Origin of the sequence: Streptomyces sp. NPDC006551 (assembly GCF_040611675.1) — a bacterium.
Lineage (GTDB): Bacteria > Actinomycetota > Actinomycetes > Streptomycetales > Streptomycetaceae > Streptomyces.
The window spans coordinates 19,422-32,768 of sequence record NZ_JBEXOT010000036.1 but is presented as its reverse complement, the minus strand read 5'-3'; the positions used below and the strand labels follow the sequence as shown (position 1 = coordinate 32,768).

11 protein-coding genes are annotated in these 13,347 nt (G+C 65.5%); 4 read left to right on the top strand and 7 right to left on the bottom strand.

Annotated elements, in window-relative coordinates:
- Positions 1-64 precede the first annotated feature (64 nt).
- The 3 genes from ABZY12_RS26140 to ABZY12_RS26130 all read right to left on the bottom strand — a co-directional run bounded on the left by ABZY12_RS26140 (position 65) and on the right by ABZY12_RS26130 (position 2,726).
- Positions 65-1,408 carry a hypothetical protein gene (locus ABZY12_RS26140; protein WP_356894389.1) on the bottom strand — a complete coding sequence of 448 codons (1,344 nt, stop codon included), beginning with the start codon at positions 1,406-1,408 and terminating at the stop codon, positions 65-67.
- Positions 1,409-1,511: 103 nt separating this feature from the next.
- On the bottom strand, positions 1,512-2,150 hold the full coding sequence (locus tag ABZY12_RS26135; RefSeq protein ID WP_356894440.1) for a Crp/Fnr family transcriptional regulator: 639 nt from the start codon (positions 2,148-2,150) through the stop codon (positions 1,512-1,514).
- A 60-nt stretch (positions 2,151-2,210) separates the two neighbouring features.
- Complete coding sequence (locus tag ABZY12_RS26130; protein WP_356894387.1) at positions 2,211-2,726, bottom strand: hypothetical protein; 516 nt, start codon at positions 2,724-2,726, stop codon at positions 2,211-2,213.
- Positions 2,727-3,425: 699 nt separating this feature from the next.
- Between ABZY12_RS26130 and ABZY12_RS26125 the strand changes: the two genes are divergently transcribed.
- From ABZY12_RS26125 to ABZY12_RS26110, 4 genes are all read left to right on the top strand, one after another.
- Complete coding sequence (locus ABZY12_RS26125; RefSeq protein WP_356894385.1) at positions 3,426-3,707, top strand: hypothetical protein; 282 nt, start codon at positions 3,426-3,428, stop codon at positions 3,705-3,707.
- Positions 3,708-3,772: 65 nt separating this feature from the next.
- Positions 3,773-4,543 carry a transposase gene (locus tag ABZY12_RS26120; protein WP_356894383.1) on the top strand — a complete coding sequence of 257 codons (771 nt, stop codon included), beginning with the start codon at positions 3,773-3,775 and terminating at the stop codon, positions 4,541-4,543.
- A gap of 336 nt (positions 4,544-4,879) precedes the next feature.
- The gene (locus tag ABZY12_RS26115) at positions 4,880-6,346 is read left to right on the top strand and encodes a PD-(D/E)XK nuclease family protein (RefSeq protein ID WP_356894381.1); all 1,467 of its coding nucleotides are present in this window, start codon (positions 4,880-4,882) and stop codon (positions 6,344-6,346) included.
- 236 nt (positions 6,347-6,582) lie between these two features.
- Positions 6,583-7,254, top strand: a complete 672-nt coding sequence (locus ABZY12_RS26110; protein WP_356894379.1) for a hypothetical protein — start codon at positions 6,583-6,585, stop codon at positions 7,252-7,254.
- An 11-nt stretch (positions 7,255-7,265) separates the two neighbouring features.
- Here the strand turns inward: ABZY12_RS26110 and ABZY12_RS26105 are convergent, their stop codons facing one another.
- From ABZY12_RS26105 to ABZY12_RS26090, 4 genes are all read right to left on the bottom strand, one after another.
- Positions 7,266-8,432 carry an ImmA/IrrE family metallo-endopeptidase gene (locus ABZY12_RS26105; RefSeq protein ID WP_356894377.1) on the bottom strand — a complete coding sequence of 389 codons (1,167 nt, stop codon included), beginning with the start codon at positions 8,430-8,432 and terminating at the stop codon, positions 7,266-7,268.
- A gap of 1,707 nt (positions 8,433-10,139) precedes the next feature.
- Positions 10,140-10,859: a hypothetical protein gene (locus ABZY12_RS26100; RefSeq protein ID WP_356894375.1), complete on the bottom strand. Its 720-nt coding sequence runs from the start codon at positions 10,857-10,859 to the stop codon at positions 10,140-10,142.
- 367 nt (positions 10,860-11,226) lie between these two features.
- Positions 11,227-12,093 (bottom strand): hypothetical protein, encoded by an 867-nt coding sequence (locus tag ABZY12_RS26095; protein ID WP_356894374.1) that lies wholly within the window; start codon positions 12,091-12,093, stop codon positions 11,227-11,229.
- A gap of 168 nt (positions 12,094-12,261) precedes the next feature.
- Positions 12,262-13,275: a hypothetical protein gene (locus tag ABZY12_RS26090; protein WP_356894372.1), complete on the bottom strand. Its 1,014-nt coding sequence runs from the start codon at positions 13,273-13,275 to the stop codon at positions 12,262-12,264.
- Positions 13,276-13,347: the final 72 nt, after the last annotated feature.

Sequence of the window (13,347 nt, the reverse complement as noted above, 5' to 3'; positions counted from 1 at the left end):
GCGCGGGCAGCGCGGGCGTGCGGCGGCGCCATGGCAGGAAGGTCACGTCTGCGTCGGGTAGGTGTCACCACCAGCGTTGGAAGCGGATGCCACAGGGGAGGATGTCTGTTCGTCGATCAGGCGGTGGAATAGTTTCCTGCGCCGTATCCGGCCCAGGTCCGAGGTGCTGGAAGTGCCCACCAGGACGCTGGCTGCTCCTGCCTCGTGGAGGTGCCCGCGTAGCACCGCAGCCGTGATCGGCATGAGCAGGGTGTCCGGCAGCGCGGGGGAGTCCAGCCAGTCGGCGAGACGGCTGTGGGCTTCTGTCGCCGTGGAGGGGTCTTCCAGGGGCGGCCCGCCAGCCCCGGATGAAGAGTTGGTTGATCAGCTCCACAGTGGGGTCACCGGTGGGCTCCTGCGCCGAAGGCAGGAGAGCGGTATCGGTGACGTCGGTCAGTGCCAGGAAGGTGCTGGTTCCGGCCTTGCGTGTCGTACTCTCCGGGGACTCGGCCCACTGGATGATCTCCGACAGCACCAGGATGCGCTGCTCCGGCGCATTGGCCAGTGCCCGCACCGCATCGGCGACCGCCTCGCTGGCCAGGTCATCGCTGCGGGCGGCAAGGATGCGCAGTCGGGTCAGGGCGATGCGCGGGTACTTCTGGCCCAACTGTCCGGCACAGATCTCGGCAACGGCCGAGACCAGTTCCCTGTTGACGGTCTTCTGCTTCGCCCAGTCATACAGCCACCTGCGCACACCAGGGCCCGTGTCAGGATGCAGGGCCATCGTCTCCAGGACGCCGATGGCCAGCTGCCGGTGGCCCGTGCGGCCAGTTTCGATCCACCCGCTCATCACGTTGCCGTTCACGAGGGCCGTGGCCGGATGAAAGTCCCGCGGCTTCAGCGTCCTGGTGCGTTCGGCGCGGACGGAGCGGTCGTAGACCGGGTCCGACACGGCAGCGGCCAGTGGCAGGTCATTGTCGAGGGCAGCATCCATGGCCCGGCGGACGGCCACGCTCTCGACGAGACGGCAGGCGTCAACCGCGGCATCACCGCGATGGTCGGGCAGCACAAGGGGACCGACGTGGACGCTCGCCCGCAGCCGGATTGGGGGGGAGCTGGCCAGACGGCTCTGCTCCCGGCGATCCAGAGCCTGCTTGAGGTGGCCCAGGAGCGGGTCGACCAGCCTGGCCGCGTGTCGGGAGGAGACCACGTAGATGGATCCGTCGCCACGGTCCTTGACCGCGTTGTCGAGCGTGACGACGTCGTCGATCCCGCACTGCTCGAAGACGGTGGACAAGATGGACTCCAGATCGGCCAGAGTAGGAGCCATCTTCGCCTCGGGGATCTTGCTGTAGTCCTTCATGTCGACGACCAACAGGGCGTATTCCTGCGAAACATCGTCCGCGTCCGGTGTGACAGCAGAGGGCATGCAGCATCGGCCTTCCTGGCAGGAATGATCGGGTGGTACCCCATGCTGGCCGCGCACGTCCCACGGCGGTGCCCAGCAGTGGGCACCCCGACCGTGCTGTCGATCACCTCTGGGCATCGGCATGCGAGCGGATCGACGGCATGTCGCGGATGATCAGACCGCCGCCGGCCTCGGTGACGAGCCATCCTTGCTCACGCCACGGCTTGAGAGCCGCTCCCACGGCATTACGGGATGCGCCGATCATCTGCGACAGCTCGATCTGCGTCAGGCGTACGACGTAGTCGCACCCCTCGCCGGAGGCCGCCTGCAGCAACCGGCCCAGAGCCGAAGCCAGACGCACTGCCACCGGTGAGGTGGCCATCTCCAGACGCACGGCCTCTGCCTCCCTCACACGGGCAATGGCATGCCGCAACAACGGCGCCAGCAGCGCGTGCTCGTCCACGAAAGTCAGGAAATCCGAAGCCGGAATGATGTGCACACAGCACGTCTCAGCCGCAATCACCGACGCCGTACGCGGCTGGGAGTCCAGCACCGCCAGCTCACCCAGCAATTCACCGGCACCCCGAACCGCCAGCAGCGCGCGCTCCCCGTTCCCTCCCGTCAGAGTGACGAGCGTGGAACCCGAATCCAGCAGAATCACATGTGTCCCGGGATCGCCCTGCCGTAACAGCACGCTGCGCGCCGGCCGGACTCTCCGCGGTGCGAGATCCCGCAACTGGGACCACAACGACTCACCGATCATCGTGACGTGCCGCTGATACACAGGCCCCCCAGGCGTACCGTCCGTCCTGACCGGATGCTCTCAGGCCATCACATACAGCAACAACAGCCCCATTCCAGCCATCGCCAGCGCAGCGACAACCAGATCCACCGCCACGCAGACCGCCCGGAACTTCCGCCGCGCCAGACCAGCGAGCACAGCCAACCGCGCTTCCTCCAGACGCAGCTGCTCTGCGACACTCAACCCGGCGATCGACGCGACCACCGGCCCGATATCGACCCCCCGCCGCACACCAAGCAACGCTTCAGGCGAACCAACCCGCGGAAGCGCTGGACGCAGAGCCCACAACGCCACGCCCACCGCGACCGCCAGCAGCACCGACGCCAAGAACAGTGCCGCAGCCGAGCCCCATGGCTTCCCTTCAAGGCCAGCCAGCAACGCCACGCTGGCTGTCAAGAACCCGCCGGCGGCTCCGCATACGGCAGTCGCTTTCCCATCCGCACGCTGTAGCTCGACCACCATCACCGCAGTGACGCACTGCAGCCGCTGCACCTTCTCCAGGTCTTCTGCCGCCGAGTCCCCTGCAGCCCTCTCCACGAACGCCCCCTCATCCACGTGCTCGCGTCTATGGCTCCGACTGTGCTCTCCTCTTCCACTCGCTTGTGCACACCAACGGGCACTGCATCAGCGTCGTCGGTCACGCACCACATGCCGGCCGCTGACGCTGACCTGTTCCAGAGGACCCCAACCCGACTCGTCACAAGGCAGTGCACCGATAAACAGATCGATGGCACCGCCGCAGAACGCGCCGAGGATCAGATACCTACCGCCTCTTGGTCGAAGACGGGCCGCAGGCACGACCTCGCTACTTTCCGTGTCCCGCAAGGCCGGAGTATGGACAACTCCACGAGGTAGGCCGCACGGAAGCATGCCCCGGACTAGTAACGAGGAAGACTACGAGCGACAGCGCAAGACATACTCCTTGCGACGGATCCGAGTCGAGTACGGCACCAGCTACCTCAGAAACTGGCGGGCGCTGCACGCCATTTCGACCCTTGTGAGCATATGAGCGGCACTCTCCAGGCCGTTACCGGCCTTGCTGTCCCATCGGCAGACAGCATTCCTGGGCCCGCGACGGCGGAGGTGAGCTCCAGTCGCACCGAAGCTCTCGATTCTCACCACCTACTGTGAACGAGTTGGCTAAGGGCTGTCCCGCAAAGGCTGGCTGGCGCCCGCGCCAGGTGCTGAGCGGGATACTCGCGAGACTCCGACACGAGGCTGTGGCAGCCTGCCGACATGCCAGAGCTGCGCGTTCATGCGGGCCGTCACTACGCCATCCAGTTCCACTACGCCTTGCCGGACGACGCATGGTGTGTGGAGCTGAGCGAGGCCGTCCCGGCGCCGGCCGCATGGGCTGAGATCCCCAGCGCCGAAACGCATTTGCCTGGAGTGGCCTTCCTGGTGGCGGTGATACCCGACGAGGATCCGGACCTGGAACCGACCGTCCACATCCACAGCCACGACGAGCACGTCATCCCCTTACGAGATCATGCGCTGGTTCATGGAGCACGTGGCTGAGCAGGTTGAACGCTGCCGCATCGACTTCGAGCAGGGAGAACCTGAAGCAGTGGAATGATCACGCCGTGACTGGTGTGATCACGGCGTCGGATTCTTCCTGGATAGCCCCGTTCAGCGGACTGAGCCCGCGTCAGTTCGGCAAGCTGATCACCGCGCTTCGGCGCGAGGGTGCAGATCCGGTGCGCAAGGGCCGGCCGTGGAGTCTGCCGCTGGAGGACCGCGTGCTGCTGGTTGCCGCGTACTGGCGGACGGACCTGACCATGCGCCAACTCGCTCCGCTCTTCGGGGTGTCCAAGTCCGCAGCCGACCGCATCATTGACCACCTCGGACCCGCACTCGTCCTCCAGCGACGTAAGCGGTTCCGCAAGGACAGCGTGCTGATCGTGGACGGCACCCTGGTCCCCACCCGCGACCACAGCGTCGCCGAGCAGTCGAAGAACTACCGGTACTCGACCAACCACCAAGTCGTCATCGACGCAGACACTCGGCTGGTCGTCGCAGTCGGCCAGCCGTTGCCCGGCAACCGCAACGACTGCAAGGCGTGGGATCTGTCCGGTGCGAAGGCCTCAGTCGGCAAGACCACGGTCATCGCGGACGGCGGCTACCGGGGCACCGGCCTGGTCATCCCGCACCGCCGCGAACCCGGCCAGAGCGAACTCGCGCCCTGGAAAGAGGAACACGACACCTCCCACCGCAAGGTCCGCGCCCGCGTCGAGCACGCCTTCGCCCGAATGAAGACCTGGAAGATCCTCCGCGACTGCCGCCTCAAGGGCGACGGCGTCCACCACGCGATGCTCGGCATCGCCCGCCTGCACAATCTCACCCTCGCCGGGTGACGACGAACAGGCAGGTCAACGAACACGTCGTAGATCATTTACGGGACAACGCTTAGCCAGTGAAGTTGCCATTGTCAAATGCGAAAGTCCTATTCTCGTTCCGGTTCTATACTGAGGGCATTCGCAGGTAGGCCTGCAGGTCCGACACAACAGGGGGTGCGGTCAGTGTCGACCCAGGACCCACGGGAGCAGCTGAGCCAGTATCAAGGGGCCTTTCGAGTGTGGGCCTCTGACGCGGAGAGCCACGCTGCCCGGTGCACTGTCTTCTCGGCGGCCAAAGTCCGCCGACGCTTTACTGCGGCCGACTGGGAGCGGCGCTACGGTGACGATCCGTTCATGCTGCGAGTGACCCGGCAGGTCATTGCCGCGCTTCACCGCGACGAGCGCATCGCCACCTGGGAGGGCCTGCAGGAAGCCCTCCGGGAGCAGATGACGCAGTATTCCGATCTTCACCCCGGAGTGGAGAGGTACGTCGCACACGCGGTGGAGCAGTATCTCGACACCCACGACGAACTCGCGGCGCAGTACGAGGAAGTGCGATTTTTCGCCTTCGATCCTGTCGTGGGAAGCCAAGGGCGTGAGGTCGCTGTCTGGGCGCCTTTGTACTCCAGCGTCGATGGAGTCCGCGAGGTCCGACGACTGCGTGTGAACAAGGCCCGCAGCAGCGCCGAAGAGCATGATCGCTGGGCGACGGTTGCCGCCTTCGTTGCTGCCGGGGTCAAGATGCGGGTCCCGCCAGTGAAGATCCGAATCGTCGAGGCTGGCTTGTTCGACGGCTCCACCGAGGTCGTCTTCGAAGGCACGCCGGATGAGGTTCGCACGCGGTACGAAACGTATGGACGTCCTGTCATCAAGAACTTGCTGGAGGCCACTGACTACCGGCCTGGCCAGTCGTGTCAGAACTGCAAGCTGGCAGGGTGCTGTCCGAGTCTGGAGGACCTCTCGGGCTGCCTTGGCCAGCGACGGCCGGGGACGCACACCCGCTCGGTGAGCGCCGCCGACCTTGAGCTCTATCTGAAATGCCCCGCCCGCTGGTACCTCGAAACGGTGTGCAGGCTGCCAGCGGCCGGCATGTCGTCGGAGGCGTCGGACCGCGGCCGCATCATTCACCGGTGGCTCGCTCAAGCCCACGCACGCGGCACGCGGTGTACCGAGCAGGACGTCGCACTCCTCGGACAGGTCGGGGTATTCACGGGAACCCTCACGGCGGAAGAGTATGCGAAGACTCGTGAATTCCTTGCTGCGCATGTTCGTTCGTGCCCTCTGGTCGACGGAGTCGAAGTTGTTGCCGTCGAACCCTCCACCTACGGATACGACGGGACCGCGGACGTTGTGATTGCTTCCCAGCCCGACCTGGTATATCGGGAGGCGGGCGGGCGGATTTTCATACGCGAGACGAAGACCACGACTCAGATGCCCGCAGACGAGAGCGACGCCTTCGACCGCTTCTTCCCGGTCCCGTGGCTGATGAATATCGCCTCGACTGCGAAAGATGCCTTCGGTGAAACCGAAATACTTCCCGTCGTAGAACTGGAGGTGATCACTCCAGGGGGGGCACGTGTGTTCACCTGGGATCTGGAGCGCGATCAGGACATGGTCCGCATGGCGCGGGCCGAGGTCCGCCAACGGGCCGGCTCCTGGATTCGAGATGCCACGTGGTCCTCATCGCCCGGGCCTCAGTGCACCTGGTGCCCCGTCAGGCGGTGGTGCCCCGACGCCGCGGACGCCCACGGTGACGCCGACGGGCAGCCGCAGGTGTATGACGAGTCGTGTGCTGGCCTGCAGGCGGGCTTGTCCGACTAGCCCGACGGAGAACACGTGCACGGCAGACCGGCGGGGGGCTAGGCTTGGGCGAGGAGTATGTCGGCAGGTTGTAAGAGTGTGTTACGGGAGGGTAGTTGGATAGGCCGCTACCCACGCCCCGGGTGATGCTGCCACGCGGCCCGAACCTCCGCCCCCGGCCGCCCTTGCCGCCGGTGCGTCAGTACGCGGTCGATTCGTTGCTTCCTCGGCGTCGTCGGCCCGTCACCACCGCCCTGGTGGACACAGGCGTCCTCTATGCCCTGGCTCACCGGCCTCTGTACCTGGAGATGTTCCTCAAGCTCTACGGGGAGAGTGTGGCCGTGGCCACGGCGGTCGAGGAAGAGATCCGTAACGTTGCGCGGGTCCCGCAGGTCGTCCGTCCTCGCCGGAACTTGGTGCTGATGGGTGCCTGCGCTGACCGCCTCGTTAAGAAGCTCGACGACAAGACCATCACCGTGCTCGAGCCCTCCGAGGACTCGGCCGCGCTGGAGGCCGCGGTGCAGCAGCAACTCCGCGAGCTCGACCGTGCGGCGGCAGAGCAGCGGGGTGCGACGTGGCACCCGATCGATACGGACAGGGCGAAGCGTCATCACGGCGAGAAGGAGAGCATCCTCATCGCCGCCGACGTCATCAAAGCCGGCGGAACGGCCATCGTGCTGACCAACGACGGAGGCGCCAGCCGAGTGGCCTGGCGGCAGGGGGTATCCGCACGGAACCTGCGTGACATCCTTGCCGAACTGGCCTGCGCAGACCCGAACCTGAAGGAAGAGGACCTCCTGGCAGCGCTCAACGAGATGACGGCCCACTTCGCCACCCTGCCCACCGATGTCCGTCCGGCGGACTCCTCTGCTTTTCGGTGCCGTGGTCTCGCAGGTGTGTGCCGCTTCTGCGACCCCTTGATGCGCTAGCCCCGCGCCGTCTACTCCGCCGCCGCGGTCAGGTTCCAGCCGGCGGCGCTCAGCTGCCGCACGGCCTCCCCTTCGTCCCCGTCTGCGATCACGTCAGCCACTGTCTGCAGACTCACCACATTGCTTGCGAATGCGGCCAGAACATGCTCGGTCAGACGAGGCGAGGCATACCGTCGGCCCTCGGCCTCCGCCATCTGAGACCATGTCGTACCGGCGCCGACGCTGACCATCATCGACGTGACTGTCGTGTTCTCGCACTGATCCAGCAGCGCACTGGAAGGCGTCAGGGGGTATCTCGAATCCCGTAGCGCCTTGACCGTGGCCTGCCTACTTATTCCGTAGGTGAGCATGGCATCGGCGACAAGACGGTTCACATCCGGTAGATCCTTTGAGGGGCCGTGCTCTTCCAGTATTTCCTCTAGTGCCTCGTCCGGGAACAGGAAATGTCGAGAGAAAGAGTCCGCGATGATCTCCGGAATGGCGTTGGAATTCTGTGCCCGGTCGATGATTATTTGCCCGCTGTCCTGATATAGGACATGGCTCAATTCATGTGCGAGCGTGAATCTCTGAAGCGCCCAATAGTCGTCCGAATTGATGAGGATTACCCAAGTCTGGCGGTTTTCGCGAATTTCTGGGACTGAAATGCCGTGAACGTTCTTCGGCAGCGGCCGGTACTCCACCAGGCAGCCCAGGCTCTCAACGAAGCCGGTGAGATCCTCAATCGGGGCGAGCGGATCCAGAGCGAGCTGGGCCCGTAGTCGGACAGCAGTCATCCTGCCGTCCTCCTTCGGCTTGAACAGCCTCCTTGACACAGGGAGCCGGGAGAGAACCTCAACCGGTGTGCTGAAGCCCCAACGCTCGGTCAGTCGATCGGCGGCTAGAAGCTTCATGGCGTGTTCGACCGGCTCGACCACATCGTGCTCGATTTCTGCCGTGCCCAGGCGCAGGCTCACGCCAAGCGAGGGCCTCCTCGCGCCGGTCAGGATGGTGGGATCCACTCCCAGCAGCGCACCCAGGAGCGAGGCTTCCCGCCGCGAGGGAAGACGCTTCCCGTCCAGCAGCTCTTCCCCGATCTCAGGTGACCCGAAAAGCTCTTCCAGTACAGGCGGAGTGACCTCGTAGCGGGAGAGCAGGCTGCTCAGCGCACGGGCATCAAATGTCGCTGCCTCATGGCCCATACGCGTCACCTCCCTGGCCTCCTCGTCTGCATGCCCGCACCTGCGCCCCCCCGCAGCAGCGAGGAAACCGTCCTCAAGACTCTCCCCCCGACTCTGCCCTGTAGTCCTGACAGCCGGCTCTCCGCAGCAGAAATCTTCACTCTACGGCTGCCCCCTATGCCCACAAGGATAGAGGCGAACACTGACAGCGGCGAAGGCGAAGTAGACAGGGCAGGGGCCTTGGCCGAGGCATCGCTCAAGCCGGTTGACCAGCGATTACGTGTCTCCAGAAGGGTCGCCAGGCGATAGGTGCAGCTCATCGTGACTACGCCCCTTGTAGGGAGGCTGACAGCGCCTTGCCGCCTCGACCGACAGGATGAGGATGCGGTCCGGGGGGCGGTTGCCTCAGGGGCCACGACTGTCTGTTCCCTCCCCGGCAGAGCCCGCGATACGTCAGTGCCCATCCGGCAGCCCGCGCAGCGATGCACCAGCATGCCCGATGCTCGCACTATCAAAGCAGCCTTGCCCATGCCGCGTCACCTTATTGGGCGGGCGGCACCGGCCTGCAAAGGCATCAGCCAAGATCCCTCGGTAGGCGCCTATCGGCGCAGGGCGTCGGCTCGGATCTAGTACTGCCCAACAGTGCTTGTCGGGGATAGCGGACCTGGTGCCAGTGGTCGATCTGTTTGTGGCATCAGCACTCAAGCGCCAGTGAGCTTGAGCGGCTGGGGTTGAAGAACTTGAAGGCGACTGCTGTGGACACAGGGCGATCGCCAACATGAGCCGGGCCGTCAGCCTCGTAGCGCACGCTTCGAGGCCCGCCCTGCCCCCGTCACCGCTTGGTAAGCGGTCGAGCGTTTCTGGAGACGCGGGCTCCTGGGATCGGAGGCTGAATAGCGGAAGGAATCGTGGAGGCGTCCATTGCCGGCAGTTGTGAGGGGCTGGCACCTCCCCGCTTGATGGGCAAGCGCGGGCGTGCCGACGCAGCCTCCAGGACAGCTCGCCACGGTTGTGAATGAGGGCGCCAGTCAAGATCACCCGGTGCTACACGAGCCTTCGAACTTCTTCGAGCAGTCGGTAGACAGATGTGGCGCACAGGTGTGCGATCTGGTGGGCGTCAGCAGCGCCCTCGACAGCGCCTGGTTCCAGATGAGCTTGCAGTGCGACAGCAACCAGCTGGGACCTCGCGGCCGGCTTCGTGAGCCTGTGCTCGCAGGCGACGCGCAGGGTCCAGTCGGCAGCCCGTGACCGGGCCCTGCGGCCCGGCATGTCCGTCAGAGGGTCAGTGAGCCAGACGGCCGCAGCCGTCCCTGCGGGACAAGCCGCAGCAGCCACCGGGCCGCGGATCCTGCAGCCACTTGACGAAGCCCCCTCACGCTGACCAACCCCTTGATGGGCGTCGTTAGTTGTGCATGGTGTGCGTCATAGGTTTGCACTGGTGTTGACCTGGGCCGTGGCGATACCTGGGTGTCGTTTTGGTGGTGAAGGCTGGTGTCGTTCGGTGGGTGGGGCTTGCCGCTGCTGTGAGCCCTGCTTCATCCGTTGGCGTGTGCCCGATCGGCGTGTTGGGATGGATGAAGCCACGGCGGACAGCCACCACCTGCACGAGGTGCAGCCGGGGGTGAGAAGTGTCCGATCAGGTTCCTGGTTGTGCGTTCTCGATCTTTCTGAGTTAGGTAGAGGGCTCTTAGCTGTCCCCCCGCCCCCTGCCAACCCGCACCCTCCATCTCAGGAGGCATCGGAGGAGTCCAGATTGAGGGTGTTCTCGTCCGCGCGGGTGTAGGGGGAGCGACGCTGGAACGCCTCGTACCTTCCCTGCATGTATGCGGCAGCTTCTTCCTGAGAGGGCAGTCTGGGCTGCGCGGAGGGCGGCCAGGGCCGAGCCGAGATGTGACGCAGGGCTAGGGCGGCTGTCTCGAGGGGGTGGACAGGGCTGTTCACTGCTTGCTCGTGTGCTTCGCGGCAGGCGTGAAGCAGGCTCCGTTCCAGCCGCTGGAACTGCAGAGGGTCGAAGATGACCAAGGCCCTTCCCGTTGTGTACGGGGGCGCGAGCCGTAGACCAATGTGACCCACGTGAGTGATCAGTGCCAGAGAGTCGGGTGCGTCGTCCGCCGCGGCAGCGAGGACGCTGCTCCAGTTCTGCGCCAGCAGCCACTTCTCGATGGCCCGCGGGACGTCCGGCCCTTTCACGGGAGTGGAGGTGGTGACGTGGTGGATCACGCGCCAGTACTCCTCCTCTGCGTCCAGACGGGCGTGACCGAGACTTTCCATGAAGCTCGGGAGCACCGGTGCCGGCAGCACGATACAGACGAGCTGCCCATCGTCCCGTCCCGCGCGCATCGTCAAACTGCCGTGTAGGGCACCGATTTCCAGCATGTCGACCACCACGGTCCGTCGGCCGGTGAAGCCGGCCCTGGACTGCCGCCCGGGCCTCTTTCGCTTGCTCACAGTGGATTTCCTTCGTTTCCCGGTTCGTATGCGGACGGCGCGGTGCGCGCCCTGAGATCAGGGACTTCCAACCGCCTGCCACCCCTTTTAGGCAGGGCACGGCTGTGTTTGCCGAAGGCCGGCACGGGGGCTGGCGTCACAGAGCCAGCAGCGCGCCGCCGGAGGGCTGGCGGGCTGCTGGTCGACAGAGTTCCGTGGTGATGGCCATGGCTGCGGCGCCTGTTTCGGTGGCTTCCTGAACGGCCATGTCGGGCGACTCACGCGACCCGACCGGGACTGTTCTTCGTCACCAAGGCGACGTGCTTCACCCGCGGATGCCTCGGCCGTTTGGCGCGGGCTTGGTGAAGGCCGAGACGAGTACCTGTGTTCACGCTGTCTCAGCCGACGCCTGGATAACCAGGGGCTCGATGCGCACCGTTCCTGGGTACGGCGGTTCGGACGGGGCCAGGTGAACCGCTGTGGCCTTCTCTCCGTTCCAGAAGGCCGCGTAGTGGGGTGCCAGGGCGGTCAGGAGTCGATCTGCCACTTCCACGCCTGCGCGGTAGCCCCACGGGTCCGGGCCCCAGTCTCCGCCGTGGTCATCACGCGTCCATTCCTTAAAGTTGATCTCCTGACTGTGCGACGGGAACAGGTACAGGACCAGCCCGTTGTCACCGGAGATCCCGACACACGTCTTGTGGGCCGGGTCGTGGAAGAGCTGAGCAATCAGCTTGGTCGCCCTCCCGGCCTCGTCATCTGCCCTGAGGAGCCCGAGCACCTCACCCTCCGGGATCCGCCCGAAGACTGTCGTGACGAGGCTGTCCGCGGTCGCCCCTGCGCGGTGCGCGGCGCGGATCCGGCACCTCAGGTCTCGGCGGACGTCGTCGAACCCCCGTACCGCCGACCCGAGGTAGGCGCGTGCGATCGTGGACGGTTCGGGGGAGTGCGTGCTGACGTGACGCCAACCGGACGTGTCATTGCCGCGTTGGAACAATCGGACCCTGACGTCCATCGTGCCCTCACGCACGACACGCGCCAGATACTGCTCGTCGATGACGGTGTCCAGTGCCTGCTCGAGATCATCTTCAGCGCAGTCGGTCGGAGTACGCGGCACCGTACTGTCTTCGTCCCATTCTCCGATGCACATGACATTGGAGTAGTAGGGGTCGAGGACTTCGTCGTAGCGACGCCACGTGCCTTCCTCGCCGTGAGGTTCGGGGAACCGCACTTCCAGGATGGTCCGGTACTCGTCCATGTGCTTCCTGCCTTCTTGAGGCTGCGGTGCTACCGACCGTGCTGGGCCGGGGCGGGTGGAGTCCGTCGCCAGGGCAAGCGACCGGAATACGGGTGAGGGCACTGTGACGGCTGTGCCGACGGATGGATGCAGTCCGTGCAACGAGCGGATGATCCGATGGGATGTGCGTCAGAACTGCAGAATCGGATCATCAGCGAAGCGCCCCACCAGTTGCTCGTCGAGAAGGTCCTTCGTGATGGCTTCGGTACCGGATTCGATGGCTTCCTGCGCGGCCTGGCAGACCAGGTACGACAGCGGCTTCATGTAGCCGCCTGTTCGTTCGTGCAGGTGGGCGGCGAGCTGAAGGAGGTCGCCGGGGGAGTGGTGACGCAGGCGAAGGTCTTGGTCGAAGAACTTGATGACCTCGTGCCAGGTGCCGTGGTCTGCGGGGCTGTACGGGATCAGGTTGACGGCGAGGGTGGGGATGCCGCCGGAGCCGCCGTGCGGGGGCTGCGGGCGCTTTCCGCGGCGGGCTGCGTTAGCGATGTCGCGGGCACCGATGCCGCAGTACACGAAGGACACGTTGTACTCGCTGGCGATGTAGCCGAAGTAGTCGAAGGCGGTCTTGATCTCTGAGTTGTCCAGCCGGTCGATGCCGTCGACCAGAACGAGCCGGGTGCCGCGGGTCTTCATGACATGGCAGACGGGCCCGGTCATGTCGGTGGGACGCTGGGTGCTCTCGGGATCCTTGGGCTGCGGGAACTCGAGGAAGTTGGCGAATGGCAACGACCAGTCCACTTTGCTGCTCGGTGACAGCGGCGTGTTGATGAGAATCACGGACACCCGCCGTGGATCCGGCGGCAGTTGATCGTCGATGATGCCTTCGAAGACCCGGCCGATCTGCCGCAGCACAGTGGTCATCCCCGTCTCGCCGGCGCCGTCGACCGCCAGGTGGAGGGGCCCTTCGCTGCGGGGGCTGCTTGACAGCCACAGGCGCCGCGCAACGGCCACCGCCTTCTTCAGCGCAGGGGTCTGCACGGTGCGCATGGCGGCGTGATACCGCAGCCGGGCATCGGCGCCGTTCGGGTCGGAGCTGGAGTCCACGTCGGGTGGGGTGATCGTGCGCTGCCAGTAGGCCTGCCATCCGGTGCGGACGGTAGGGCGCAAAGGGCTGTCGCCAGCCGGGAAGGCTGCTGTTGTCACGTCGGTCTCTCAAGCGGAGGCCGGATCCCCGCAGCGCTCGGGGGTCCGGAGGCAGTCGGCTGTACCGGTCGG

Bases quoted from the DNA above. Each gene is read 5' to 3' on its own strand.
- ABZY12_RS26095 (WP_356894374.1), bottom strand. From the start codon at position 12,093: ATGGACGAGTACCGGACCATCCTGGAAGTGCGGTTCCCCGAACCTCAC.
- ABZY12_RS26115 (WP_356894381.1), top strand. From the start codon at position 4,880: ATGCTGCGAGTGACCCGGCAGGTCATTGCCGCGCTTCACCGCGACGAG.
- ABZY12_RS26135 (WP_356894440.1), bottom strand. From the start codon at position 2,150: ATGATCGGTGAGTCGTTGTGGTCCCAGTTGCGGGATCTCGCACCGCGG.
- ABZY12_RS26125 (WP_356894385.1), top strand. From the start codon at position 3,426: ATGCCAGAGCTGCGCGTTCATGCGGGCCGTCACTACGCCATCCAGTTC.
- ABZY12_RS26105 (WP_356894377.1), bottom strand. From the start codon at position 8,432: ATGGGCCATGAGGCAGCGACATTTGATGCCCGTGCGCTGAGCAGCCTG.
- ABZY12_RS26140 (WP_356894389.1), bottom strand. From the start codon at position 1,408: ATGCCCTCTGCTGTCACACCGGACGCGGACGATGTTTCGCAGGAATAC.